Origin of the sequence: Streptomyces sp. NPDC047042, from assembly GCF_040644035.1 — a bacterium.
Taxonomy (GTDB): domain Bacteria; phylum Actinomycetota; class Actinomycetes; order Streptomycetales; family Streptomycetaceae; genus Streptomyces.
In genome coordinates, this window is sequence record NZ_JBEYVP010000022.1 from 72,687 (window position 1) to 96,379 (window position 23,693).

The window sequence follows — 23,693 nt, forward strand, 5'->3', positions numbered from 1 at the left end:
TCGCAGCAATAGGTGTTTGTGGGATCAGCTTGCCCGCGCGACCGGTCTTTCAGGGAGTTCCGGAAGTCGCTCCAGGTGAATTCCGAACCAGGTCCGGTACGCCTCCCGCAGATCCTCCTCGGCGAGGATCCTCTCCCGGGTCTGGTGACCGTTCTGGTCCCGGATGAGCAACTGTCCGGTCAGCACCACCTTTCCGTCCTCCCGGGGCTGCACACACATGATCCGGCGCACGAAAGGAGAATCGGGAGCGGTTCTGTACCACCAGATGACCGGTGTGCTGAATTCCGCGTCCCGGGGCCTGATCTCCATCCGGTACAGCGGCACACCGTCACAGGCGACGTCGATATCCCCTTCGGGTGTCTCCGTCAGCAGATACGCACCGTGCGGATCCTCCTGCGGGGTCCGCAGGGCGAAGTCCAGCGGCCATCGGCTGTGACTTCCCTGCCCCACGTCCACCAGCCACGACGAGCCGCCGCCGGCCCGGGGCTCGTCCACCTCGACCCGGAGAGCCAGGTGCCCGAACGGACTGCTGATCTCCTTGCCGCGGTAAATGTGCCCGCCCAGGAGGGAAACACGGAAGCCGAGCGTCTGGAGGAGCAGCGCGAAAGCCGTGTTGAGCTCGAAGCAGCATCCACCGCGACCCTCGTACACGATCTTCCGCACCGCTTCCACGGACTGAGGTACCGGCTCGTTCAGATGAAAGGCGAGGTTCTCGAACGGGACGGACAACACATGGCGTTCCTGGAGATATCTCAGCGCGGCGGCGTCGGCCCGTTCCGGCCTTTCGGCTCCTATCCGGCGAAGATAGGCGTCGACGAGTTCTGAGTCCATTTGCCTCTTCACTCCCGTGGCACGTTTTACGTTTTGACGAATGACAGCATCAGGTCATCAGATCATCAGGTCATCAGGCAGGGGGACGAACAAGTCCCTGCTCGGCGTCATGGCCGAAGAGCCAGTTGAAGGCGGACAGCGCGCCGCCCTCGTCCGACGAGGGCGAATGACCCGGCGTCGGACGGGGTCCGTCCGGATCGTGGAAGACGTGGGCCATGTCGGCGGACCGCTGCTGGACCAGGGCGGTCCTGGGGCGGCGCGCCGCCTCGTACCGCCGTAGCGCGGCCGGAACGCCGTCGGCCGGGGCCTGCCGCAGACAGGCCGCGAGAGCGAAGGCGTCCTCGATGGCCTGGTTGGCTCCCTGTGCCATGAACGGCAGCATGGGATGGGCGGCGTCTCCCGCCAGGGTGACGCGCCCGCGGCTCCAGCCGAAGTCGGCGTCCCTGAGGTGGAGGGCCCAGCGGGTCACGGTGTCCGTGGCTTCGATGATCTGTCGGACCGCGGGATCCCAGCCGGTGAAGGACTTGAGCACCTCCTGGACCTCCCCCGGCTGCGACCAGGACTCCGGGAACCAGTCGGCGGAGGGGACCGTCGCGACGAAGTTGACCAGCCGGCCCGAGGCGACGGGGTAGCACACGAAGTGTCTCCCCGGGCCTGCCCAGATGACCGACCCGGGCTCGGCGCCGAGGAAGGGCGCGCGGTGGGCCGGCGCCAGCCCCCGGTAGACCGTCTGGCCGGAGTATCTCGGCTCGTCGCGCACCAGGTGCTCGCGTACCTTCGAGCGGATGCCGTCCGCGCCGACCACGAGGTCCGCCGTCACGAACGTACCGTCGGAGAAGCGCAGTTCGGCCCCGTCCGCACGGTCCTCCACCCCGGTGCAGGCCATCGAGAGCCGGACCGTCCCCGGGGGCAGGAGCCGCAGGAGCGATCTGTGCAGATCGGGCCGGCTCAGCAGGTAGTACGGGGCACCGAACCGCTCCTCGCACCGGTCGAGCGGAACGCGGCCGATCACCTCGCCGTGCTGCCAGGTACGCAGTTCCATCGCGGCCGACCGCACCGACACGCCGGCCAGGGACTCGGCCAGGCCGATCCGGTGCAGCAGGCGCACGGCGTTCGGCGAGAGCTGGATGCCCGCACCCACCTCACCGAGCTCCTGGGCCTGCTCGTAGACCTCACAGCCGATTCCGAAGCGGTTGAGGGCCGCGGCGAGCGCCAGGCCCGTGATGCCGCCCCCCACGATCGCGATGCGGGTACCGCGTTTCTGCTCGGACACCGTCGGCTCACTTCTCCAGGCAGAACTCGTTGATGGGGTAACCGACATGCCGGTCCTCGGCCGGCAGATATCCCAACACCCGGTCGCCCGGCTTGAGTTCGGTGCTGTTCAGCACCACGCCACCGGGACCGAGCACCCGCACGTGCCAGTCGTCCTGAAGGATCAGATTGGCGGTACGTCCGTCCTGGGCCACCGCGTCGATCGAGATCAGCGGGCGGCTCTCGATCTTGACCCGTCCGACGGTGACAAGGCGGGTCTGTCCCTTGACGTCGACCGCCATCACCTTGCTGCCGGACTTCAGCTCGCTCAGATAGTGCGTACGCCCGTCACGGGAGAGCGTGTACGAGTGGATGGCCCCCGCGTTCACCCGGAACGGCCGGGTCGGCATGTAGGGGAGGGGGTGCGTCTCACTCACGCAGAGGACCATCCCCTTGGAGTGCGAGCCGACCAGGATTCCCTCGTCCTCACGGAAGTGGCTGCAGGTGTCGACGCAGGCCCGCTCGCCCATGCCCACGTGCTCGGTGGCGGTGACGGTGAGTTCGACCAGTTCGAGGGCGGGGGTGTTCACCACGGCTGCCTGCTTGAGCGCGGTGGCGTCACCCACGGCTGCGGGCGCCATCATCACACCGTCGGAGCCGTGTTCGAGCACCCCGAAGATGATCTCCGCCTCCTCCACGTCCTTGGCGACGGTGATCAGGCTGCCCGTGGCACCGGCCGCCGCCGCGATGACGATCTCCAGCGGGATCTTGGTGGGATCACGGAACAGAAGCAGGCTCCACTGCCGGCTGCGAGCCGACTCGCAGGCCTCCTCCAGTGTCTCCGCGTCGATGATCTCCACGAACCGGCCGAACTCCACCCCCGGATGAGCGGCCGCCAGCTCCACGGGGTCGCCGTGCTCGCGCGGATCGACGATCACCACGTCGACCTTGCCGAGGTTCTTCGGGAGCTTCTTGCCCTGCGGGAAGAGGATCTTCTTCACGGTGGGGGGCAGCTGCTCCAGATCCGCCGGGGTGTCGGAGACGACACCGTCCAGCCGCTGGTGCACGGCCTCTTCCAGCACGGCCTGCGGGGCGGTCGCGCCGCGAACATCCAGCCAAGTGAGTTTCATGGCAACTCGATTCCTGTGTCTGGTTTCTCTGGGTTCTCTAGCTGCTCTGTGCGCGCGCCATCAGCTCGACCGGGGCGGGCGGAAGGACGTCTCCGTGCACAAGGCGGGCGAGGTTGCGGGTCGTCTCGGCGGGGTTCGCGGACTCGAAGACGTTGCGTCCCATGGCGATACCGGCCGCGCCGCGCCGCAGCGCCGTGTCGACGAAGGCCGTCAGCTCCGCCTCGCTGCCGAGCCGTGGTCCGCCCGCCACCACGATCGGCGCGGGGCAGGAGGACGTCAGACGCAGCATCTCCACGTCCGAGTCGATGCAGTAGGTCTTGATCAGGTCGGCGCCGAGCTCGGCCGCGACGGCCACCGCGTGGCTGACGATCGCCGGGTCCCTGGGGTCGGTGACCCGCGGTCCCCTCGGATACATCATCGCCATCAGCGGCATGTTCCAGCGGTCGCAGGCCTCCGCGACCACCGCCATGTCACCGATCTGCCGGGCCTCTTCGCGCGACCCGACATTGACGTGCACACTCACCGCGTCCGCGCCGAGCCGCAGCGCCTCCTCGACGTTCGAGACCAGGAACTTGGCATCGGGGTCGGGCGCGTGGGCCGTGCCGGCACTGAGGTGGATGATGAGCGAGGTCTGGGTGAACCAGGCCGGGTCCACGTAGCGGACGCTTCCCTTGTGGAGTACGACGGCGTCGGCGCCGTTGGTCGCCAGCTGGCCGACGAGACGGTTGAGTCCGGTGCCGCCGCCCGCGATCGGCCCGTCCGACATCGGGTGGTCCAGGGGGACCACCAGAATGCGCCGGGGATTGCGCCGGTGAAGGCGGAGAAATCGCAGCCGCCGGGCAGCCGAAGTGCCGTTGAACACCTGCATGGGTATCCGTCCCCGCTGTGAGTGGTGGTTGAAGGCGTTTCAGAGGTCCAGCACCAGCCGGGGGGTCCGGGCACGGGAGACACAGATCATCATCGTGTCGCCGGCCGCGCGCTCCTCGTCGGTGAGCAGGCTGTCGCGGTGGTCGACGACGCCCTCCAGGACCGGGGTCTCGCAGCTGCCGCAGGTGCCTTCCCGGCAGGAGTTCACGCCGTACACGCCCGCGTCCTCGATCGATTCCAGGACGGAGCGGTCGGCCTTCACCCGCACGGTCAGGCCGGACTGACGCAGTTCCACCTCGAACTCGCCCGCGGGCGGTGCGGCCGGGTCCGCCGCGACCGCGTGGAACCGTTCGAGGTGGAGGCTGCCCGCAGGCCAGTCCGCGCAGTGTTCCTGGACGGCGGCGAGGAGGGGCTCGGGCCCGCAGCAGTACACGGCGGTGCCGTCGTGGCGGGCCGGGCGCAGGAAGGAGGCGAGATCGAGCAGGCCGTACTCGTCCTCCGGGCGGACCTCGACTGCCGTGCCGTAACACGCGAGTTCGTCCAGGAAGGCCATGGAGTCCAGCCGTCGGCCCCCGTAGAGCAGCCGCCAGCGCGTTCCCGCCGCCTCGGCCGCCGCGAGCATGGGAAGGATGGGCGTGATCCCGATGCCTCCGGCGACGAAGAGCAGGCCGGGGGCGTCCACCAGGGCGAAGTGGTTGCGCGGTCCGCGCACCTGTACGCGGTCACCGGGGGCCAACGTCTCGTGGACGTGGGCCGACCCGCCCCGGCTCGCGGGCTCACGGAGCACAGCGATACGCCAGCGGGTCCGGTCCGCCGGGTCGCCGCACAGCGAGTACTGGCGGACCAGGGCCTGTTGCGTGCCGCCGGCCGGCTCCAGCACGAGATCCACGTGGGCGCCCGGCTCCCACGGCGGTAGCGGACTTCCGTCCACGGACCGCAGGGTGACTCCTCGTACGCCTTCGGCGAGCGTGGCGATGTCCTCCACCAGAAGGGTCCGCTCGGTCTCCGGCGCGCCAGGAGGAAGCGTTCCGGGTGAGAGCTGTGCACTGGCCGCGACCACAGACTGATCCCTTCGAACAGGCGGGCTCGTGAGGTACGAGGAGCCCGCGTCCTGACTGGGAGAAGTACAAGTGAGGCCGCTTAAGTGCCGACTGTGACGCGGTGCTTTAGCCGCCTTACAGCCGGTGCCTGGATCCTGGCGCACACGTGTCGTCCACGTCTCCGGCCGGCCCGGGACTCCGACGTCCCCACACGACAACGTCGGTCTCCACGACCCCGACCAGGGCGTGGAGACCGACGTTCACGAAAGGCTCACCACACCACGGGCAGCGACGAGATGCCGTGCACCAGCATTCCCGACGGGCGCGGCAGATCCTCCGGGGCGACGGCCAGTTTCAGTGTCGGGAAGCGCTTGAAGAGCGAGCCGATCGCGATCTGCAACTCCAGCCGGGCCAGTCCCGATCCGATGCAGTAGTGCGGGCCATGGCTGAAGCCGAGATGCGCGTTGTTGGGGCGGTGGAAGTCCAGCTCGTCCGGGTTGGCGAACCGGCACGCGTCCCGGTTGGCCGAAGCCATACCGGGCAGCACCGCGCTCCCGGCCGGGATCAGCGTGCCGCTCAGCTCCACGTCCTCGGTGACGATACGCAGCAGTCCGTCGTCGCCCGGCGGGTACACACGCAGCAGCTCCTCCACGGCGGGGCCGAGCAGCTCGGGGTCGGCCTGGAGTTCGGCCAGGGAGTCGGGGTGGGTCAGCAACGCCACCACGCTGTTGGCGATCTGGTTGACCGTGGTCTCGTGGCCGGCCACCAGCATGCTGATGCCGAGGAAGACGAGTTCCTCGTGGCTGAGCCGGTCGCCGTCGTCCTCGTGGATCTGGACCAGGGCGGAGAGAAGCCCCTCGCCCGGGTTCTGGCGCTTGGCCTCCACCAGTTCCGACAGATAGGTGAACAGGCCGATCTGGGCCTCCAGCATCTCGTCGGCGGTCCGTGACGTGGTCGAGAGGAAGGCGCTCGACCAGCCGGAGAACTTCTCCCGGTCCTCGAACGGCACCCCGAGCAGCTCGCAGATCACGATCACGGGCAGCGGGAAGGCCAGCGCCGGGATCAGGTCCACCGGACCCGGCGCCGCCGCGGCCATGGCGTCGAGCAGCGCGTCGGTGTGCTGCTGGATCTGCGGGCGCAGCGCGGCCACCCGGCGGGCGGTGAACTCCCGGGAGACCAGCGTGCGGACCCGGGAGTGCTCGGGCGGATCCATGTTGAGCAGGCTCTTGAACTTCTGCGGTGCGGAGGCGAGCCGGGGCGCGCCGTCCTCCAGCGTGGCGGCCCGGCTGAACCTCGGGTCCGACAGCACGGTGCGCACGTCGTCGTAGGTGGTGACCAGGAAGGCGTGGTCTCCGCTGGGCATCTCCACCTCGGCCACCGGCCGGTTCTCCCGGAGGTGCCCGTACACCGGGCAGGCCTGCATCGCGGAGGTGCGCTCGAAGGGGTAGGTCAGCACTTCCTGACCGTCTCCGGGGACTTCCGCGCCGGGTGTCGTCTCGGGCTCAGTGCTCATCGATTCGGTCCTCTTTCTCCTGGCAGGACAGTCCGGCCCACTGTCCGAACTCCGCCTAAAGCCGGGCTTGCGCACCGCGGGCCCCACCGGGGCCGCCTCCGAGCCCCCTTCGCACAGGTCGCACAAGGCTGCCTTCAGCCCCGGGACCCACGCTGTGCCCGTACGGAAGCGAGATGGGGGACGGGGAAATGGGAGACGGGGAGCTGACTGCCGGGGGCGGTCCACGACGGGGGGTGTGGCGCCTGATGCGGCGCGCGGCGGCATCCTGCTCCCCGGGCCTCACCCTGCTGGGCGCCATGTTCGGCATGGTCGACGTGACGCACCTGCTCACGCCTGCGGAGCGGTCGGCACCGGTCCCCGGCCGACCGCAGAACGAACCCCCTCCGAACCACCCCGAGCGTCTGCTTCCCCACAGCACGCTCTCGGCCGACGAGCGGGAGCTGTGGGCGCAACTGGAGGGGCTGGGACAGGACTGAGCGCAACGGCGGCTTTAGGAACCCGACCGACCATCGGACACGGGAAATCAACCAGAACGAGGGGATGGGCGAGGGGATGACGGTGCCGGAATTTGGTTCGTTCACGGAGCTCGTGCTGACGCGGGCGGTCGAACGCGGAGACAAGGACGCCTTCCTGTTCCTGGCGGACGGAGTGCGGGGAGTCGAGCCGGAGCGGTTGTCCTACGCGGGGCTGGACCAGGCGGCGAAGGACGTGGCCTCGTGGCTGCGGGAGCACCACCTGACGAAGCGCCAGGTGCTGCTGCTGTATCCGTCGGGCCTGGAGTTCGTCAAAGCCTTCGTGGCCTGCCTGTACGCGGGGGCGGTGGCGATTCCGGCGCCGTTGCCGAGTGAGCAGGGCAAGCATTTCCGGCGGGTGTCGGGGATCGTGCGCGACGCCCAGGTGGGTGCGGTGCTGACGCTGGGAGCGCACGTGCCGGACGTGGAGGCGTGGCTGGCGGAGGAGGGCTTCTCCGACGTCGTCTGTCTGCCGACCGACAAAGGGCCCGTCGGGGACGCCGGTGCGTGGCGCGACCCGGGGGTGGGCCGCGACGACCTCGCGTTCCTGCAGTACACCTCGGGGTCGACCAGCGCGCCCAAGGGGGTCATGGTCTCGCACGGCAACCTGCTGGCCAACGAGGCCGCCATCCAGCGGTCCACCGGCAACACCCCGGACTACATGATCGGTGGCTGGCTGCCCTTCTACCACGACATGGGTCTCATCGGGCATGTGCTCCAGCCGCTGTGGCTGGGGACCACCTCGGTACTGATGTCCCCGATGTCCTTCCTGCGCCGCCCGGTGCGCTGGCTGGAGATGGTCAGCGAGTTCGGCGTCAACGCCTCCGGCGGGCCCAACTTCGCCTACGAACTCTGCGTGCGCCGGGTGACGGACGCCCAGTTGGAGGGCGTGGACCTGTCGACCTGGCAGGTCGCCCCCAACGGCGCGGAGCCGGTCCGGGCGGAGACCGTTCGGGCGTTCACCGAGCGCTTCGCACCGTACGGACTCCGCCCGGGAACCCTCTCCCCCTGTTACGGGATGGCGGAGACCACCCTCCTGGTCTCCGGCACACGACCCGACACCAGGCCGCTGCTGCGGGAGGTGGACGCCGGCGGACTCGAAGAAGGCCGGCTGACGGGGCCGTTCCCGGACGCGACCACCCGGACGCTGGTGAGCAGCGGGATCGTACGAGCCGAGGACTTCGAGGTGCGGATCGTGGACCCGCAGTCGAAGGAGGAGGTCCCGCAGGGGCGGGTGGGCGAGATCTGGGTGCGCGGCGCGAGCGTCGCCTCGGGGTACTGGGACCGGCCCGAGGTGAACGTGGAGGTGTTCGGGGCGCGGATCGCCGACGCCCCGGAGCTGGGAACGTGGCTGCGGACCGGCGACCTGGGCGCGATGGAGGAGGGCGAACTGTTCGTGACCGGGCGCCTGAAGGAGATGGTGCTGATCAACGGCCGCAACATCTACCCGTACGACGTGGAGAGCGCCGTACGGGACCTCGACCCGGCCTTCGGCAACGGCGCCGTGTTCGGGGTCGAGACCGACCAGGAGCACCTGGTGGTGGTGCACGAGTTCCGGCCGCGCGCGGACACGGACCTGAAGGCCATGGTCTCCGCCGTGCAGCAGCTGGTCGGCAGGGAGTTCGCCGTCCCGGCGGGCAACGTCCTCCTGGTCCGCCCCGGCACCATCAGCCGGACCACCAGCGGAAAGATCCAGCGAACCCTGATGCGCAAGCTCTTCCTCCAGGGCTCGGTCACCCCGCTGCACTCGGTGCTCGAACCGTCCGTACGGACCCTGATCGAGGCACCCGAGCCGTCCCTGACCCCGACCCGCTGAAACTGACCGCCGCTCCCCAGCACGGAGATGGACTCGGAGATGGACACGGCATGGACCACCTGGAAGAACTGAAAGAATTCGCCCGGCTGCACGCCCGCGGCCAGGGAATCCCCACCCGCCGGCTCGAGGACACGCTGTCCCTGATCACCGGCGACGAGCCCGGCGCCCCGGACTCCTGGGCCCGGGTCTGGACCGCCAAGGGCGACGAGCTCCTCGAACGCGGACGCCCCCTCGACGCCTGCCGCCACTACGCCCTCGCCCGTTTCCCGCACGCCGGTGACGAGGACCGCCAGGAGGCCCAGCGCCGCTGCGTGCGCTCCTTCGACGACTGGCGGCGAAGCTCTCAACCCCGCATGGAACGGCTGGAGTTCGACCACCCCGACGGCACGATCGCGTGCTGGGCGGCCGGTCTGACGCCGGTGGGTTCGGACAGGCGCCCGCGCCCGCTGCTCCTGGTCATGGGCGGGATCGTCAGCGTCAAGGAGCAGTGGGCCCCGCTGCTTCCCAAGCTGGCCCGGCTCGGCTTCGCCGCCGTGGTCAGCGAACTTCCCGGCGTCGGGGAGAACACCCTTCCCTACCGGGCCGACTCCTGGCGCGTACTGCCCTTCCTCCTCGACCGGCTCGCCGGGCGCGCCCGCGTCACCGACACATCCCTGCTGGCCCTGAGTTTCAGCGGCCACCTCGCGCTGCGCGCGGCGGGCGAGGACCCCCGTATCCGCAGCATCCACACGGTCGGCGCCCCGGTCGCCGGCTTCTTCACCGACCCCGGCTGGTGGCCCCGCGTACCGGGCATCACCGTGGAGACCCTGCGCCGCCTCACCCACGCGACGGACGAACCCCACCTACGCACCCTGCTGGCCGACTTCCCCCTGAACGCCGACCAGCTCGCCTCGGTGCGCATCCCGGTCGGCTACGTCGCGAGCACCCGCGACGAGATCATCCCGCCCGGCGAACTCCACCGGCTCGCCGCTCTGCTGCCCGGCCTCCGCATCAAGAAGTTCGACGACGTCCACGGCTCACCGGCACACCTGGGCGCGATGCGCCGCTGGCTGGCCCTCTCTCTGCTCCGTACGCGTACCCGAACGACGGCATGACCCACTCCGTGAGCGAGGCGATGATGTCCATGTCCGCACTTCCTCATACCCGACCCGCCCCCACCGTCCTGCCCTGGCGTTCCCTCACCTCACTGGGCTTCCCGGAGCTGGACCGGATGCAAGAAGCCGACAACGAGCCCCCACCCACCGCCACGACCGAGGCGCCGGCCGCGGCCGTCCCCGAGTGACAAACCCGAACTACTGGATCCCGCCCGTCAATCGGGAACGACACAAGGCGATCATCGATTTCCAGGACCTGTTCCCCTTGAAGGGAAGCTCGAAGATCCGCGCGAAAAGCCACGCCCCGACCACCGAGACCGGCAGTGCCACAAGAAGCGTGAACCCGAAGGTGGGCAGGCCGGGCGACACGAAGTGCGGGGCCACCCGGCGGATCACGGCCAGCACGATCGGCAGATGGATCAGATAGAGGCTGTAGGAGAAGCTCCCGAGACCCCGGACGGGCCGCGCGGTCAGCAGCCGCACGAGGGCGGCGGGTCTGCCGGTGGCGACCGCGGCGATCAGCATCGTCATGGCGGGAGCGACGGCGAGATCCACCCAGAAGTAGTGGGTCACCGTCCATACGGACCCTCGAACGACACCGAGAGCCAGCACCGGCAAGGCGGCCACGACGGCGAACCATCCCCAGGGCAGGCGCCGCACCCGGTCCGACGCCACCACGATCCCCGCACCCGCCACGCCGGCCGCGAACACCGGCGCGAGATGCGGAGCGAGCTGGTTGACGCCCTCCTCAGGAGATCCGCCCACCGCCGTCAGAGCAAGAACGACCACCGGAAGACTCGCGAACGCGACCATGACGACCGCGCCCCACCGCCGCCGCCGCACGAAAAGCAGCAGGGGGAAGAGGAGGTAGAGCTCGGCCTCCACCCCGATCGACCAGAACGCGCCGTTCGGCGTCGGCGCGGTGACCATGTCCTGAGCGAGAAGGCCGTACACCAGAACGGACGAGCCCGTGGGCGGTCCGAAACGCGAGGCGGGCACCACGAACCAGGAAATGAGCAGGCTCATGACCAGCGCCGCCCAGTACGGAGGAAGAATCCGCCAGGCCCGACGGCGCAGGAACTCCCCGACGCCACCCGACCTCCACCCGTGACGCGCCGGAGAGATCGCCAGCGAGAACCCGGACAGCACCAGAAAGAAGACGACCGCCAGGCGCCCGAACATCAGCCCGTCCAGCCATGGAGGCGCCGAGCTGTTGGGATACCCCGGGAACGTGTACAACCAGCAGTGGAACAGCACCACATACAGCGCCGCCAGGCCACGGAGACCGTCCAGCCCCAGCACCTGCCGCCGTACGTCTCCCCCACTCACCCCCTCCGCGCGCCCCGCTGGGACGACCACGTCGAGAACACCACTGTCACTGCCTGAACGGCGCGAATCCACAGAAATGGCTCAGCCCTTTTCCCCCGGCACCGCGTTCGCGATCCCCCGCCGACACCCCGACGATCGCTGCGCGATGCAACCCCCGACAGACGCACGCCCGCCGACCCGTTTCCCCACTGGTGCGCCGGGCGCCATGACGCCGCCCACCACCGAGAGTGATACGTGGCGTCCGGCTGAGCAGTTCAACAGAGGAGTCCCGGAGTTCGTCGGCTGCGGTACGTCGTACGGCCGGGTTCTCGCAGTGGTCAGGCCGGGTCCAGGGTCTCGTCCGGCGCCGCGACGGGGGTCGCCTGCCGGCGCGCGGCGCGCAGGGCGGGCGGGGCGGCCAGGGCCGTGGCGGTCAGCATGACGAGGGCGAGCAGCCACAGGGCCGGGCGCACGCCGACCCGGTCGCCGAGGGCACCACCGGCCAGAGCACCGGCCACACCGGCCGCCGCCATGAGGACCTGCAGGCCGGCCATCGCGCGGCCCAACAGGTGTTCGGGGACATCGGCGACGACCGCCGCGCCCAGCGCAACGTTGGCGATCGCGCCGCCCTCACCGTCGGGCCACGTCGCCGACGGCACGTCGGGCATCGCCTGTGCCGACGCGCGGAAGGACGTACCCGCCATGGCTCGTACGGCGTCGGTCAGTTGCCGTAGCGCGTCATCCCGCTCCCCGCGGGCCGAATTCCAGAAGGCCAGTTCCGCGCGGGCGGCGCCGAGTGATCCGTGCGCTGCCGGCAGGTCCGCCGGCAGCGCACGGCACCCTGTGCGGGCCCCGTCCGGTCACTGTTCACTCGTCGAACCGTCGGCGTAGGTGACCCTGGGCTCCGGCGGTGCTTCGGAGCCGGTCATGGCGGCGCAGGTGCGCGCGAGCGTCAGCTCCGATGTCTCCTCGGTGGTCACGCAGGCCAACAGGCGGCTGGCGGCCATGCCCGTGGGTGACGAGGCGCCGTCTGCCCACTTCTCGCTGGTCTCGACGCGTTCCCTGGTCATGGTGACCGTGCAGGTGCGCGACCTGGATCCTTCGTCGCAGCCGTACCAGTAAGGCGTTCTGTTCGGCCGGTAGTACGGGTTGTTCTGTTCGGCCAGGTCGCCCATCGGGTTGGGGTTGGGACCGCTCACCATGGCCCGCAGCGTGACGCGCTCACCCTCGCGCATCGTGAACCGGCAGTTGGTCGGCGCGTTGGTCGTTGTAGCGCAGCGCACCGGCGTGCCGGTCACGGTGACCGCCCAGCCGGTGCTGAGTCCGACCACGAAGGGGTGTTCCGGGCGCGTGGATGTCTCCGGCGCACCGGGGCTGCTGGGCACCGTCACCTTCCGGGCTTCGTCCTCCTTCGGCAGCACCAGTTTCCGGAGCACAGGGGCGAGTGCGCCGGGTGCGCTGACAAAGCTGGGCGCCGGAGCGCCCACAGCGGCCGCGAGCTGGTTGAGGCCGGCCCGCTCGTCGACGGGCACCCTGTAGCCGACGAACCTGAACTCCAGCTCCAGCCCGGCGGCCTTCGCCTTGTCGTGGGCTTCTTTGAGAAGTGCGCGCTGGTCGGAAGCGCAGGCGTCTTTGCCCGTGCTGGTGACCACGATGATGCGGTTGCTCTTTTCCCCCCGGAACGGGTAGAGACCGTCGAAATCGTCGATCGCCGCAGCAATTCCACTGCGCAGCGTCGCGCGTCCGCCAGGTGCCAGACGGCGGACGGAGTCCGCGATCTCGCTTCCACGGCCGGTACCGCTCCGGACGACCTGCGATGTGTTGCCGGGTTCGTCACAATCGCCTCCGAACCTGCGCAGCGACAGAGCATCTCCGTTTCCCGCGTTCTGGGCAGCCGAACCGACGGCGCGGGCCACGGCGGCGAAGTCGGCCCCACGGCGTGCCGCGGCGGCGGGCGCGGCGGGGACGGACGCGTCCACGAGGAACGCGGTGCGGTGGTCGGGTATGGAGCGGTACACGAAGAACGCAGCGGCTGCCAGGATCAGCACGATCACCGCGATCAGCGCCATGACCGCCCTGCGGCGCCGGGACTTCCGGGGTGCTGCCGACGCCTCCGGCCACGTCCCGGCACCGCCTGTGGCACCTGTGGCACCTGTGGCACCTGTGCCCACGCTCCTCCCGGCCTCCGGGTTCTCCGCGGATCGCGGGCCCGTCACGAGGCGACCGGGGATTTCGCGCGCAGCTTGGCGAGTGTCCTGTTCAAGGCTTCGACCTCCGTGTTGTAGGCGTCGGCGGCCTTCCGGTAGGCCGTCCTGGGGTCCGGACTCCCCGCGGTGCCGGACCGTTCGGCGTCCAGCAGGTCACCGGCGGTCGAGAGGACGCTCCGTTGCCAGTCACGAAGCCGAAGGGTGCGAGCGTGGATGTCACGTTCGGTCGGGTTCTTGGTGCGGCCCGTCAGATCCTCGAGGACCGCGCTGACCTTTCCGTCCGCCCCGCGTGCCGTACGCAGGTGCTCCTCCGCGGCTTCGAACCGGCCGTCGTCGATCGCCCGCACGGCCGCGTCGACCTGTTCGGCGGCGGGATTGAGCGCGTCGATGACCTTCTGGGCCCCGCGCAGCACCGGCTCATCGTTGGCATACCAGTCCACGGCGGCCTTCAGTTCCGGCAGTGTGTCGGTGAGCACCGGATCCGGGGCTCCGGCACCTGCGGCGATCCGGCGCAGCCCGTCGCGCTCTGTCTTCGGCACCTGGTAGCCGATCACTCGGAACTCCAGGCGCAGTCCTGCCGCACGTATCCGGTCCCGGATCTCGTTCTCCACGAAGGCGATGTCGTCGTCACAGGCGTCCGCGCCATGGCGGGTGATGACGATGACGCGGTTCATCTGGGTGGCGGCAAGGTCGAACGGCCGGGAGAAGTCCTGCACCGCCTCCACGATGCCGCGCACCAGGGTGGGGCTCCCGGCGGCGCGGACACCGTCGGTGACCTGCATGAGTTTCCGTCGATTGCCGGTCGCGAAGTCGGCCAGACGCCGGGTGTTGTCGCTCGCCCCGCACTCACCGCCGAAGGCGCGCAGGGCGAGCGCGTCCTGGTCCCCGGAGTTGCCCACCGTCGTCCGCACGGCTGAGGCGACATCGGCCGCTCCACGAGGGTCGGAGCCCTGCGCGGTGTCGACGAGGAACTGCGTGCGGTAGGAGGGGGCGATCTCCGGAAGGATCCACCGGGAGTAGATCCACCCCCCGCCGGCGATGACGGCCAGGCAAAGCAGCAGAAGCAGCGCCACCTTGACGCTACGCGGCAGCTCCACGAGGTACTTGATGAAGACGTTGCGCTGACGGACTTTGACGGGACGCCCACGGCCGTCAACGACGACTACGCCTTGGGCACCCCGAAGATCGTGAGACCCGTGGCTCTCCGGATCCGGCCGCAGGCCCTGATCGCCAATGTTCCGGTCGGTCATGTGACCGTCATCCGGAGAAGTGATTGGTCTGCTCGACGTGGCCGTTGCCCACGACGAGGCCCTGGACATGGCGGGCGTCGATGGTGTTGTTGTAGATACGCCGGTCGCTTTGTTCGCCGGGGTGGGTCAGCACGAAGATCGCCCGCGCGGCGTCCGCCAGGTCCGCGTCGCGGTCGGCGTGCGCCGCGACCAGCGCGCGCACAAGGCGCTCGTAGTGGCCGACCGGGTCCGCGAGGTAGGCGTCCAGTACCTCCGGACGAGCCAACTCCTCTTCCGGGCCGCCCGAGATTCTCCTGCGCACCGCGTCGATCAGCGCCTGGTACGAATCCTGGACTGCTCTGGAGGCCGTACCAGAGATACCCGCAGCCCCACCCGCCACAAGTGCGGTAGTGACCAGAGTGACAGGGTCCATGGACCGACTCCCTTCCACACGACAGCCGAGCACGCAGAAGCGCCGCAGAAGCACCGCAGAAGCGCCGCAGAAGCACGCAGAATGACGCATCGAGCACCCAGGGTAGATAGCCCAGAAGCGATATATGCCTTTAAGTGGATTTACGAGAAACGCATATCGAGATCGTGGTAAAAGACGCCTCGCTTCTCCGGGCGAGGAGCCTGGCGTTTCCGGAGGTGGCGGCCGGGGCCGGGGCCGGGCGGTTGCCGGACGGGACCGCGCTGGATGGCGAGCTCCCCGTCGAGTTGGGTGCTTGATGGCTTCTGTAGCCTGCCGTCAGCTGTGTGTCGGGGGGAGCTGTGTGTCGGGGGGAGCTGGCGTGGTGAACATCTTGTCCGTGGCCATCGGGGCTGGTTTCGGCTTGATAGGGGCCGTGTTCGGGTCATGGTTCACCGCGCGTCGGCAGGACCGCATGTGGTTGCGCGAACAGAAGCTGAAAGCCGGGGTCGGCTTCAACACGGCCGTGGTCCAGCTCATCGATCACCTTCGGGAAACACGGCTGAGTGACGACGGCGCCGGGGCCAACGAACTGGCGGGCCGGATGCAGGAGGCCCGGTCGGCGCTCTATCTGCTGTGCGACAACGACACCGTCGATCTCGCCGACGCACTCGCGGTCCGGGTCTGGGGTTCCCGCCCCAGCGAGGGCAGGGACGATCACAGGATTGAGCACAGGGAAACGCTGGATCTTCTGCGCCGCTTCACCCGCCAAGTCCGGCAGGAGATCGCCAGGACGTAGCCTCAGCGGGTTCTCCATTGGGGGGGACCGATACCGACAGACATGACGGTTGATGTTGAAACCCGTTGGCTCTCAACAGTGAGGCTCACCTGATGAACCAACACCCGGTGACCCTGGACAAGATCACTTCGGCGGATTGGCCGACCATTCACTCGTGGGCGTGTCTGTCGGAGGTTTGCCGCTATCAGACATGGGGGCCGAACACGGAGGACGAGACACGGGACTTCGTGGAAGACGCGGTCAAAGCCTAGTCGGACAGCCCCCAACGCCGGTTCGCCTATGTGGCCCGCCTCGGGCGGGAAGCGGTGGGCATGGGGGAACTGCGTGTTCGCAGTGACATCCAGCGTCAGGCCGAGGTCTCCTATGTCGTGCATCCGCGAGTATGGGGCAAGGGGATCGGGACAGAGATCGCGCGGCAGCTTCTCGCCTCTGGCTTCGGCGAGTTGGGGCTCCATCGGATCTACGGAACCTGTGACCCGCGGAATCTCGGCTCTGCCCGGATACTGGCCAAGCTCGGCATGACCTATGAGGGATGCCTGCGTCACACGCATCTGATTGGCGACGGCTGGCGAGACTCTCTGATCTTCAGCCTCCTCGAAGAGGAATGGCGGCCAACCGCGCAGAGCACCGCTCGGGACGAGTGACCTGTTCTGTCGCACAGCCCGGCCGGGGCTGAGAACAGGCCTCGTACCTCCGCCCTGCTGAGGAGCCGGACCGCCATCCACACGCGCGGCGGAGCCTCGGCCAGTACGCGAACTCGTACGGTCATGGTTCCCAACAGTGTTCCCCCATTACCCCTTCGGCGCCCGGCTCGGCGGTGATGCCCTGGCTGCCCGGCCGGGCGGGCCGCGTGTACCTGTCAGGCGGTCTCCCTCAGCCGCGGGGAGGAGTCCTCCACCCGCAACACATACGCCGCAGCGCCGGCGTAGAAAGCCTCGACGACAAGAACGGCGATCAGCAGCGCATGGGGCCACCCATCCGCCACGATGCTGACCACGCGTCCCACAGCCAGGCCGCTCATGAAGGTGAACAGCGTGACGAGCGAAGTCCTGGTGTAACGCGTGTTGGCGGCTCCCAGACAGAACAGGATCGCCACGGCTACGAACAGTGACCCGGAACCGCTCCTGAAAAGGTTCGCCTCCGACGGCGACTGGATGTCGACCCCGTAGACGTCGAGCAGGAAGCGGGGAACCAAGAGATAGATCAACCCGATCACGCCGAGCCCGAGACCCGCGGAACCAAGAACCACCTTCTTCAGGCTCATCGTTCTGATACCTCCGGTTTGGGAGCTCATCGAAGAAGCTCCAGAACATGCGGCAAGAACCGAACATGCGGCAAGAACTGCTCGTGGTGTGGGAAGACGCCGCCACGGCCGGCATGGGGTAGATCCGAAGTGAGGCGTTCGGCGCCCGGCCAACGACGAGATCCACCCGGCCCGCCAAGAGCCATCAGAAACGGCCTAGGCGACGGCCTGCCCCTTTTCCGCCCCCTCCACGGTCAGCACGATCTTGCCGGTAGTACGACGGGTCTCGCCGAGGGCATGGGCCTTGGCGGCCTCGCCGAGCGGGAAGGTGGCCTCGACGTGAGCGCGCAGGGCGCCGGTTTCGACGAGGCGGGCGATGGCCTGCATGCCGCCGTGGTCGGCCTCGACGAGGAGGGACTCGAAGCGGATGCCCCGCTCGGCGATCTTCGCCAGCTCGTCGGGTCCTACGGGCACCGGCAGGATCGAGATCAGCGTGCCGCCCGGGCGCAGGACGGCGAGGGAGCGGGCGCGGCCTTCGGTGTCGACCGAGATCGGGTCGAGGACCACGTCGATGTCCGTGACGGCCTCGGCGATGTCGACGGTGGTGTAGTCGATGGCCTCGTCAGCTCCCAGGGAACGCAGGAAGTCGTGCTTGGCGGCGCTGGCGGTGCCGATGACGTACGCGCCGCGGGACTTGGCGATCTGGACGGCGAGGTGACCGACTCCGCCGGCGGCCGCGTGGATGAGGACGCGTTGTCCGGGCTGGACATCGGCGGTGTCGACGAGGGCCTGGTAGGCGGTGAGGGACGCGAGCGGCAGGGCACCGGCCTGGATGTGGTCGATGCCGGCCGGCTTGTGAGTGAAGGAGCGAGCGGGGGCGGTCACGTACTCCGCGTGGGAGCCGACCCCGTCGGGGTAGGGCAGCATGCCGAAGACCTCGTCACCCGGCTTGAAGAGGGTGACGCCGATACCGACGGCCTCGACGACCCCGGAGACGTCCCAGCCGAGGACGAGCGGCAGGCGGTCGATGGTCCGGGGCTGGGCGCGGTTTCCCCAGTCGGTCGGGTTGACGCCCGCTGCTCGGACGGCGACCAGGATCTCGCTCAGACCCGGAACGGGCCGGGGAAGTTCGACCTCCTTGAGTACCTCGGGGGATCCGTGGGTCTCCTGGAGGATGGCTCGCATGGTGGCGGTGCTGGAATTCGTCATGGGTCCAGCTTGACCGTCATCGCGGCCCACTACCATGGCATGAATGCCAACTTCCGACGGGATTCTGCCATGACTCGCGTTCACCGCATCGTCGTCCTCGCCGTCGACGGGGTGTATCCCTTCGAGCTCGGCATTCCCAGCCGGGTCTTCGAGGCCGTCGACGGCCGCTACGAGGTCCTCACCTGCACCATCGACGGCCGTCCGGTCCGCACCAACTCCGACTTCTCCATCACCGTCGAGCACGGTCCGGAGGCACTGCGCATCGCCGACACCGTCGTCATCCCGCCTTTCATCCCCACCGTGGCCGCTCAGGAAGTGCCGCCGGCCGTGGTCGAGGCGCTCGTCTCCGTGGCTCCCGGCACGCGACTCGTGTCGATCTGCACCGGCGCTTTCGTCCTGGCCGCCGCCGGCCTCCTCGACGGCCGGCCCGCCACCACCCACTGGGCGGTCGCCGACCTCTTCCGTGCGCGGTTCCCCCAGGTCGAACTGGATCCCGACGTCCTGTTCATCGACGACGGGGACGTGCTGACCTCGGCCGGCGCCGCCTCCGGGCTCGACGTCTGCCTGCACATCATCCGCAAGGACCACGGCAGCGAAGTCGCCAACCAGGTGGCTCGTCTGTGCGTCACCCCTCCATGGCGCGACGGAGGGCAGGCGCAGTACATCCAGCACCCGGTCCCCGAGAGCACGGCCACCGGAACGGCCGGCGCCCGCCAGTGGGCGCTGGAGCACCTCCACGAGCCCCTGGCCCTGGGGGACCTCGCCGAGCGTTCCCGCATGAGCTTGCGCACCTTCGCCCGCCGGTTCACCGAGGAGGTGGGCATGAGCCCGGGACGCTGGCTCATCCAGCAGCGCGTCGACCGGGCACGTCACCTCCTGGAAACCACCGAGCTGCCAGTGGACGAGATCGCCGGCCAGGTCGGCTTCGCCGGCGGCACCTCGCTGCGGGAACACCTGCATACCGCCGTAGGCGTCTCACCGCTCGCCTACCGGCGCACCTTCCGCGGTCCCCTGGCATCCGACCCGCCGGCCACCACCGCACACACCGCTGCGCGAACGCGGCGATGAACCGACCCCGTCGCCGCCTCCGTCGCACTACATGTTGATCATGTGTCCGGCGAGGCCGTGCACGGCCTCCTTGACTGCCTCGCACGGCGTTGCGTGCCGGCGCGCGAACCGGCTGTCGGACTCGTGATCGGCGGGTTGTCACCCTCAGCAGCGACCCCCACGGCAGGGTCAAAACGGCGTGTTGATGATCTGTGAGCCTCTGGGGTATGACCCGCCCGGAGACGCTGAAGACGAGCCCTCGTCACGCGCGGTGAGGCCCGCCTCCGGGTGATCCCTCCGGCCGGCTCAGCCGCCCACGACCGGCAGCTCCAGCACCCCGGTCGCGCCCGGTGCGCTCACCACCGTCACCGGTTTGACTCCCCGGTTCCCGGAGTACGCGTCGTCGCTCGCCGCGATCACGAACTGCAGCCGGTGCCCCTTCTCGTACCGGTGGACGACCCCCGGCAGCGTCACCGTGAACGGCTTCGTGACATCGGGCACCCGCACCGGGGCGACCAGCCGGTGGGCGAGCGCCTTCGTCTCGTCGGGCGCGATGTCGTAGATCTTGGCGAACAGAACCAGCTTGTCCGCCGCGTCGCCGGAGCCCTGGGTGCGCTCGGCCGCCGGCGAACTCACCTCGAGGGTCACCTTCGGAGCACCCACGACATCGAGGGTCCGGGTCAGCGGCGCACTGGTCCAACCGGCGTAGGTGCCCTCGGTGTCGTACGGCGCCGAGTCCGGAAGCCCGAGGAAACCGGCCAGCGAGGTCTCCGAATGGCTCGTGGAGACAAGCAAGTTGTTGCCGTACGACCGACTCCCCCGCGTCACTTTCCGGCTGTTGTCGACGAGCTTTCCGTCGCCGGAGAGGTAGAACGTCTGGCTGAGCCCGGGGAGACCCCCGGCGGTGGCGTAGGTGTGGTCCGGGTCGGTGATCCAGTCGCGGTAGTAGGCGAAGGCAGGACCGGTGTCGACGTTCTGCTTGTGCAGGTACCGGTCGAACCAGGCGAGGATCCGCCGGCCCACATAGCTGGACTCCAAGTTGCCCTGGGCGAAGCTGAGTTCACCGGCAGCCGGATTGGTGAACCCGCCGCTGTGGCCCCAGGACTGCCAGATCATCTTGGCGGTCGTGCCCTGCGCCTTGAGCGTCTTGTACGTCGCGGTGGCCTCGTTGAGGTTGAAGAGGCTGTCGGCCTGCCCCTGGACCAGCAGGGTGGGTGCCTTGACGCGGCTCAGGTACGACACCGGCGAGACGCTGTGCGAGTAGTCGAGGAACTCGGCCGTGCGGTGCGCCGGATAGCTGCCGGAGTTGAGCGTGCGGACGGTGTCGCAGGCCTTGGTGACGAAGTGCAGACAGTCGAGGGAGTTGATGCGGGACAGGTCGAGATTGATTGTGGTGAGCGGCTGACTCTCGCCGGTGAGATAGAGGGCGTTGGCAAACTGCCACTTGAAGGCACCGGGGACGCTTCCACTGTCAGTGACACTGTTGGGGGCCAGGGAGTACGCCAGGTCGTTCCAGGTGATCATCGGCACCAGCGCGTCCACCCGGTGGTCCACGGACGCGGTCGCCAGCTGGATCGCGCCGCCGTAGGAGCCGCCGATCATGCCGACGCGCGGGTCGCCGGGACCGTCGAGGGTGTATCGCTTGTTGGACCTCTGTGGTGAGTCGAGCAACGATCTTTACGTCTCGCTCCATTGTTGTAGATAGGGACTCAGCGGCACGCGCGACATCCAAGGGGCCGAGTATGGCGATGCGTCGTGCCCGCTCAGCCATGCGGACTGCGGCCACTCGAAGGGTTTCCAGCGCCGCTGAATCGGAAGGCTGATGTGGACGGACGTCCCATCGACAACGACGCCCTAGCCGAGGCGACAGCAGAGTTCCAGCGCCGGAATCGAGACCTCACAAACCTCGTGACGTCGTATCGGGCACAAGGGCGAGACCTGCGTGAATTGGATGGACACCCAGTGCTCCGTGCAGCGCTGGAGAGCATGCAGCAGTACCGTCAGGTCTCCAGCGCCGCTCGTGATGCATTTACAGAAAACTTTGAACGACTCTCAGCAGCGTCGGAGCAAGCGTTCCCGGTGGGAGCAGAACCATCTTGAGCCGGGAACAGCATGAAATCGACCGGCAGGCGTTCACACGTGCAGCCCGTACGGCGCTGAGCACGCCGCCCCCGCTCTCGACGTCGACTGAGACCAGAACTGAGACCTCTGACACGGGCAGCAGGCTCACCCGGCGTCGCAATCACACTCACTGAACGACAAAACCCCAGGTCGGAAGCGTTTCCGACCCGGGGTTCGATAGAGCCGCCTTCGGGATTCGAACCCGAGACCTACGCATTACGAGTGCGTTGCTCTGGCCATCTGAGCTAAGGCGGCGCGCCGTCCGCACTATGGTGCGATCAGCAACGTCGGTAAGTCTACACAGTTTCCGAGGGTGCTCCGAACACCCCCCGGAGGGCTCCAGACGGCCCACCCCGAGGCCCCCTCAGCCGTCTCCTCACACCGGTGACCACCCACGCATGAACGCGCATGAACGCGCATGAACACGCCCCCCACTACGCGCACCGCTTCCCCTCCACCGGCGACACCCCCCGCAACAGATACGCGTTGATCGCATCGTCGATGCACCCGCTGCCCCGCCCGTACGCCGTGTGGCCGTCGCCCTCATAGGTCAGGAGGCGGGCCGAGGTGAGCTGGTCGGAGAGGGAACGGGCCCAGCGGTACGGGGTCGCCGGGTCGCGGGTCGTGCCGACGACCACGATCGGGGATGCGCCCTTCGCCTCGATGCGGTGCGGCTCGCCCGTCGGCCGGACCGGCCAGTACGCGCAGCTCAGTGAGGACCAGGCCATGACCTCGCCGAAGACGGGGGACGCCTTCTCGAAGGAGGGCAGCGCCTCCCGCACCTGCTCTGGGGTGGAGAACGCCGCCGGGAGGTCGAGGCAGTTCACGGCCGCGTTGGCGAACATCAGGTTCGAGTAGCGGCCGTCGGCGTCCCGCTCGTAGTAGCTGTCGGCGAGGAGCAGCAGGCCCGCGCCGTCCTTGTCCTGCATCGCGGAGGTCAGCGACTCGCGCAGTTGCGGCCACGTGCTCTCGTCGTACATCGCGGCGATCACGCCGGTCGTGGCGAGGGCCTCGCCCAGTTTGCGGCCGTCCGCGTCGCCGGTCGGGATCGGTGACGCGTCGAGGCGGCGGAAGAACGCCTTCAGGTTGGCGCCGACCGCGCTCTCCCGCGTACCCAGCGGGCAGTCCGGCTGGCGTACGCAGTCCTTCGCGAAGGCCTCGAACGCCGTTTCGAAGCCCGCCGTCTGGTCGAGGCTCAGTCGGCTCGCGGACAGGGAGGGGTCCATCGCGCCGTCCAGGACGAGCCGGCCCACGCGGTCCGGGAAGAGACCCGCGTACGTCGCCCCGAGGAAGGTTCCGTACGACGCTCCGACGTACGTCAGTCGCCGGTCGCCCAGCGCCGCCCGCAGGATGTCCATGTCGCGGGCCGCCTCCACCGTGGACACGTGCCGCAGCAGCTTGGGCGAGTTGCTGCCGCAGCCCTCGGCGAACTTCTTGTACTCGCCCACCAGTTCGTCCGTCTCGCGGGCGTTGTCGGGGGTCGTGTCCGTCTGTGTGTACGCGTCCATCTCGCGGCCGTTCAGGCACTTGATCGGTTCGCTGTGTGCCACCCCGCGCGGGTCGACCGCGACCATGTCGTAGCGCGCGCGGACCTTGGCCGGGTAGCCGATGCCCGCGTACGCCTGCACGTACCCGACCGCCGAACCACCCGGTCCACCCGGGTTGACCAGCAGCGAGCCGAGCGCCCTGCCCCCACCGGTGGCCTTCTTGCGGGAGACGGCGAGGCTGACGTCACCCTTGGAAGGAGCCGCGTAGTCGAGGGGCGCCTTCATCGTGGCGCACTGGAAACCGGCGACCCCGCACGACCGCCAGCTCAGCTTCTGCGCGTAGTACGGCGCGAGCCCGGCCGACCCGGTGTCCGCCGACGAACTCGCCGCGCTCGTCGAACTCCCTGTGGAACAGGCGGAGACGAGCAGCGCGGCGACCGCGAGCAGTGTCCAGGTCTGACGGGGAATGCGCCTCATGTGCATTCACCGAGCGTAACCCTGGGAAGCCGCACGGATACCCTCCGTCCACAATATGACTCATACGAGTTACCAGCCCCCAGGCTCCAGCCCCAGGCCCGAG

Annotated in this window: 20 protein-coding genes, 1 tRNA gene and 2 pseudogenes; 7 read left to right on the forward strand and 16 right to left on the reverse strand. The window is 68.9% G+C overall.

The features are described from left to right. Positions 1-24: 24 nt before the first annotated feature. The 6 genes from ABZ855_RS25695 to ABZ855_RS25720 all read right to left on the reverse strand — a co-directional run bounded on the left by ABZ855_RS25695 (position 25) and on the right by ABZ855_RS25720 (position 6,632). Positions 25-831, reverse strand: a complete 807-nt coding sequence (locus ABZ855_RS25695) for an arylamine N-acetyltransferase (protein ID WP_360810571.1) — start codon at positions 829-831, stop codon at positions 25-27. 73 nt (positions 832-904) lie between these two features. Then, the gene (locus tag ABZ855_RS25700; protein ID WP_360810573.1) at positions 905-2,104 is read right to left on the reverse strand and encodes an FAD-dependent monooxygenase; all 1,200 of its coding nucleotides are present in this window, start codon (positions 2,102-2,104) and stop codon (positions 905-907) included. Between the two features lie 7 nt (positions 2,105-2,111). Continuing rightward, positions 2,112-3,212, reverse strand: a complete 1,101-nt coding sequence (locus tag ABZ855_RS25705) for a 3-dehydroquinate synthase II (RefSeq protein ID WP_360810575.1) — start codon at positions 3,210-3,212, stop codon at positions 2,112-2,114. A gap of 37 nt (positions 3,213-3,249) precedes the next feature. Then, the gene (locus ABZ855_RS25710) at positions 3,250-4,080 is read right to left on the reverse strand and encodes a 2-amino-3,7-dideoxy-D-threo-hept-6-ulosonate synthase (protein ID WP_360810577.1); all 831 of its coding nucleotides are present in this window, start codon (positions 4,078-4,080) and stop codon (positions 3,250-3,252) included. A 39-nt stretch (positions 4,081-4,119) separates the two neighbouring features. Then, complete coding sequence (locus tag ABZ855_RS25715; protein WP_360810758.1) at positions 4,120-5,067, reverse strand: PDR/VanB family oxidoreductase; 948 nt, start codon at positions 5,065-5,067, stop codon at positions 4,120-4,122. Between the two features lie 323 nt (positions 5,068-5,390). Next, the gene (locus ABZ855_RS25720) at positions 5,391-6,632 is read right to left on the reverse strand and encodes a cytochrome P450 (protein ID WP_360810579.1); all 1,242 of its coding nucleotides are present in this window, start codon (positions 6,630-6,632) and stop codon (positions 5,391-5,393) included. Positions 6,633-6,877: 245 nt separating this feature from the next. On the opposite strand from ABZ855_RS25720, the gene ABZ855_RS25725 reads away from it, so the two are divergent. From ABZ855_RS25725 to ABZ855_RS25740, 4 genes are all read left to right on the forward strand, one after another. Next, positions 6,878-7,108 carry a DUF6059 family protein gene (locus ABZ855_RS25725; RefSeq protein WP_360810581.1) on the forward strand — a complete coding sequence of 77 codons (231 nt, stop codon included), beginning with the start codon at positions 6,878-6,880 and terminating at the stop codon, positions 7,106-7,108. Positions 7,109-7,184: 76 nt separating this feature from the next. Further along, the gene (locus ABZ855_RS25730; RefSeq protein WP_360810583.1) at positions 7,185-8,960 is read left to right on the forward strand and encodes a fatty acyl-AMP ligase; all 1,776 of its coding nucleotides are present in this window, start codon (positions 7,185-7,187) and stop codon (positions 8,958-8,960) included. Between the two features lie 50 nt (positions 8,961-9,010). Further along, the gene (locus tag ABZ855_RS25735) at positions 9,011-10,054 is read left to right on the forward strand and encodes an alpha/beta hydrolase (RefSeq protein ID WP_360810585.1); all 1,044 of its coding nucleotides are present in this window, start codon (positions 9,011-9,013) and stop codon (positions 10,052-10,054) included. Next, positions 10,051-10,242, forward strand: coding sequence for a hypothetical protein (locus tag ABZ855_RS25740; RefSeq protein WP_360810588.1), 192 nt, complete (start codon positions 10,051-10,053; stop codon positions 10,240-10,242). Before ABZ855_RS25735 ends, ABZ855_RS25740 begins: the two co-directional genes overlap by 4 nt. Positions 10,243-10,252: 10 nt before the next feature. Here the strand turns inward: ABZ855_RS25740 and ABZ855_RS25745 are convergent, their stop codons facing one another. From ABZ855_RS25745 to ABZ855_RS25765, 5 genes are all read right to left on the reverse strand, one after another. Beyond that, positions 10,253-11,413: an acyltransferase gene (locus ABZ855_RS25745; protein WP_360810590.1), complete on the reverse strand. Its 1,161-nt coding sequence runs from the start codon at positions 11,411-11,413 to the stop codon at positions 10,253-10,255. A 287-nt stretch (positions 11,414-11,700) separates the two neighbouring features. After that, the gene (locus ABZ855_RS25750) at positions 11,701-12,066 is read right to left on the reverse strand and encodes a hypothetical protein (RefSeq protein WP_360810591.1); all 366 of its coding nucleotides are present in this window, start codon (positions 12,064-12,066) and stop codon (positions 11,701-11,703) included. A 156-nt stretch (positions 12,067-12,222) separates the two neighbouring features. After that, entirely contained in the window at positions 12,223-13,431 is a 1,209-nt protein-coding gene (locus tag ABZ855_RS25755; protein WP_360810593.1) for a hypothetical protein, read from the reverse strand. Positions 13,432-13,574: 143 nt separating this feature from the next. Continuing rightward, positions 13,575-14,666 (reverse strand): hypothetical protein, encoded by a 1,092-nt coding sequence (locus ABZ855_RS25760; RefSeq protein ID WP_360810595.1) that lies wholly within the window; start codon positions 14,664-14,666, stop codon positions 13,575-13,577. 160 nt (positions 14,667-14,826) lie between these two features. Further along, on the reverse strand, positions 14,827-15,231 hold the full coding sequence (locus ABZ855_RS25765; protein WP_360810597.1) for a hypothetical protein: 405 nt from the start codon (positions 15,229-15,231) through the stop codon (positions 14,827-14,829). A gap of 358 nt (positions 15,232-15,589) precedes the next feature. On the opposite strand from ABZ855_RS25765, the gene ABZ855_RS25770 reads away from it, so the two are divergent. After that, positions 15,590-16,006: a hypothetical protein gene (locus tag ABZ855_RS25770; protein WP_360810599.1), complete on the forward strand. Its 417-nt coding sequence runs from the start codon at positions 15,590-15,592 to the stop codon at positions 16,004-16,006. Between the two features lie 272 nt (positions 16,007-16,278). Further along, positions 16,279-16,650 (forward strand): annotated as a pseudogene (locus ABZ855_RS25775) (GNAT family protein); the annotation flags it as partial. Positions 16,651-16,865: 215 nt separating this feature from the next. Here the strand turns inward: ABZ855_RS25775 and ABZ855_RS25780 are convergent. Together ABZ855_RS25780 and ABZ855_RS25785 are read right to left on the reverse strand one after the other, a co-directional pair. Further along, complete coding sequence (locus tag ABZ855_RS25780; protein WP_360810601.1) at positions 16,866-17,270, reverse strand: DUF4345 domain-containing protein; 405 nt, start codon at positions 17,268-17,270, stop codon at positions 16,866-16,868. 195 nt (positions 17,271-17,465) lie between these two features. Further along, the gene (locus tag ABZ855_RS25785) at positions 17,466-18,434 is read right to left on the reverse strand and encodes an NADP-dependent oxidoreductase (RefSeq protein ID WP_360810764.1); all 969 of its coding nucleotides are present in this window, start codon (positions 18,432-18,434) and stop codon (positions 17,466-17,468) included. A 93-nt stretch (positions 18,435-18,527) separates the two neighbouring features. On the opposite strand from ABZ855_RS25785, the gene ABZ855_RS25790 reads away from it, so the two are divergent. Next, positions 18,528-19,526 (forward strand): helix-turn-helix domain-containing protein, encoded by a 999-nt coding sequence (locus ABZ855_RS25790; protein WP_360810602.1) that lies wholly within the window; start codon positions 18,528-18,530, stop codon positions 19,524-19,526. A 285-nt stretch (positions 19,527-19,811) separates the two neighbouring features. On the opposite strand, the pseudogene ABZ855_RS25795 reads toward ABZ855_RS25790, so the two are convergent. The 3 genes and pseudogenes from ABZ855_RS25795 to ABZ855_RS25805 all read right to left on the reverse strand — a co-directional run. After that, a pseudogene (locus tag ABZ855_RS25795) lies at positions 19,812-21,140 on the reverse strand (CocE/NonD family hydrolase); the annotation flags it as partial. A 667-nt stretch (positions 21,141-21,807) separates the two neighbouring features. Further along, positions 21,808-21,881: transfer RNA gene (locus tag ABZ855_RS25800), tRNA-Thr, on the reverse strand. 179 nt (positions 21,882-22,060) lie between these two features. Then, positions 22,061-23,596, reverse strand: a complete 1,536-nt coding sequence (locus tag ABZ855_RS25805; protein ID WP_360810604.1) for an alpha/beta hydrolase — start codon at positions 23,594-23,596, stop codon at positions 22,061-22,063. Between the last annotated feature and the right edge of the window lie 97 nt (positions 23,597-23,693).

What these genes read in the sequence shown, in the direction of transcription:
- ABZ855_RS25695 (WP_360810571.1), bottom strand. Translation starts at nt 831, where the DNA reads ATGGACTCAGAACTCGTCGACGCCTATCTTCGCCGGATAGGAGCCGAA.
- ABZ855_RS25705 (WP_360810575.1), bottom strand. Translation starts at nt 3,212, where the DNA reads ATGAAACTCACTTGGCTGGATGTTCGCGGCGCGACCGCCCCGCAGGCC.
- ABZ855_RS25710 (WP_360810577.1), bottom strand. Translation starts at nt 4,080, where the DNA reads ATGCAGGTGTTCAACGGCACTTCGGCTGCCCGGCGGCTGCGATTTCTC.
- ABZ855_RS25720 (WP_360810579.1), bottom strand. Translation starts at nt 6,632, where the DNA reads ATGAGCACTGAGCCCGAGACGACACCCGGCGCGGAAGTCCCCGGAGAC.
- ABZ855_RS25725 (WP_360810581.1), top strand. Translation starts at nt 6,878, where the DNA reads ATGCGGCGCGCGGCGGCATCCTGCTCCCCGGGCCTCACCCTGCTGGGC.
- ABZ855_RS25730 (WP_360810583.1), top strand. Translation starts at nt 7,185, where the DNA reads ATGACGGTGCCGGAATTTGGTTCGTTCACGGAGCTCGTGCTGACGCGG.
- ABZ855_RS25735 (WP_360810585.1), top strand. Translation starts at nt 9,011, where the DNA reads ATGGACCACCTGGAAGAACTGAAAGAATTCGCCCGGCTGCACGCCCGC.
- ABZ855_RS25740 (WP_360810588.1), top strand. Translation starts at nt 10,051, where the DNA reads ATGACCCACTCCGTGAGCGAGGCGATGATGTCCATGTCCGCACTTCCT.
- ABZ855_RS25750 (WP_360810591.1), bottom strand. Translation starts at nt 12,066, where the DNA reads ATGGCGGGTACGTCCTTCCGCGCGTCGGCACAGGCGATGCCCGACGTG.
- ABZ855_RS25755 (WP_360810593.1), bottom strand. Translation starts at nt 13,431, where the DNA reads ATGGCGCTGATCGCGGTGATCGTGCTGATCCTGGCAGCCGCTGCGTTC.
- ABZ855_RS25765 (WP_360810597.1), bottom strand. Translation starts at nt 15,231, where the DNA reads ATGGACCCTGTCACTCTGGTCACTACCGCACTTGTGGCGGGTGGGGCT.
- ABZ855_RS25780 (WP_360810601.1), bottom strand. Translation starts at nt 17,270, where the DNA reads ATGAGCCTGAAGAAGGTGGTTCTTGGTTCCGCGGGTCTCGGGCTCGGC.
- ABZ855_RS25785 (WP_360810764.1), bottom strand. Translation starts at nt 18,434, where the DNA reads ATGCGAGCCATCCTCCAGGAGACCCACGGATCCCCCGAGGTACTCAAG.
- ABZ855_RS25790 (WP_360810602.1), top strand. Translation starts at nt 18,528, where the DNA reads ATGACTCGCGTTCACCGCATCGTCGTCCTCGCCGTCGACGGGGTGTAT.
- ABZ855_RS25805 (WP_360810604.1), bottom strand. Translation starts at nt 23,596, where the DNA reads ATGCACATGAGGCGCATTCCCCGTCAGACCTGGACACTGCTCGCGGTC.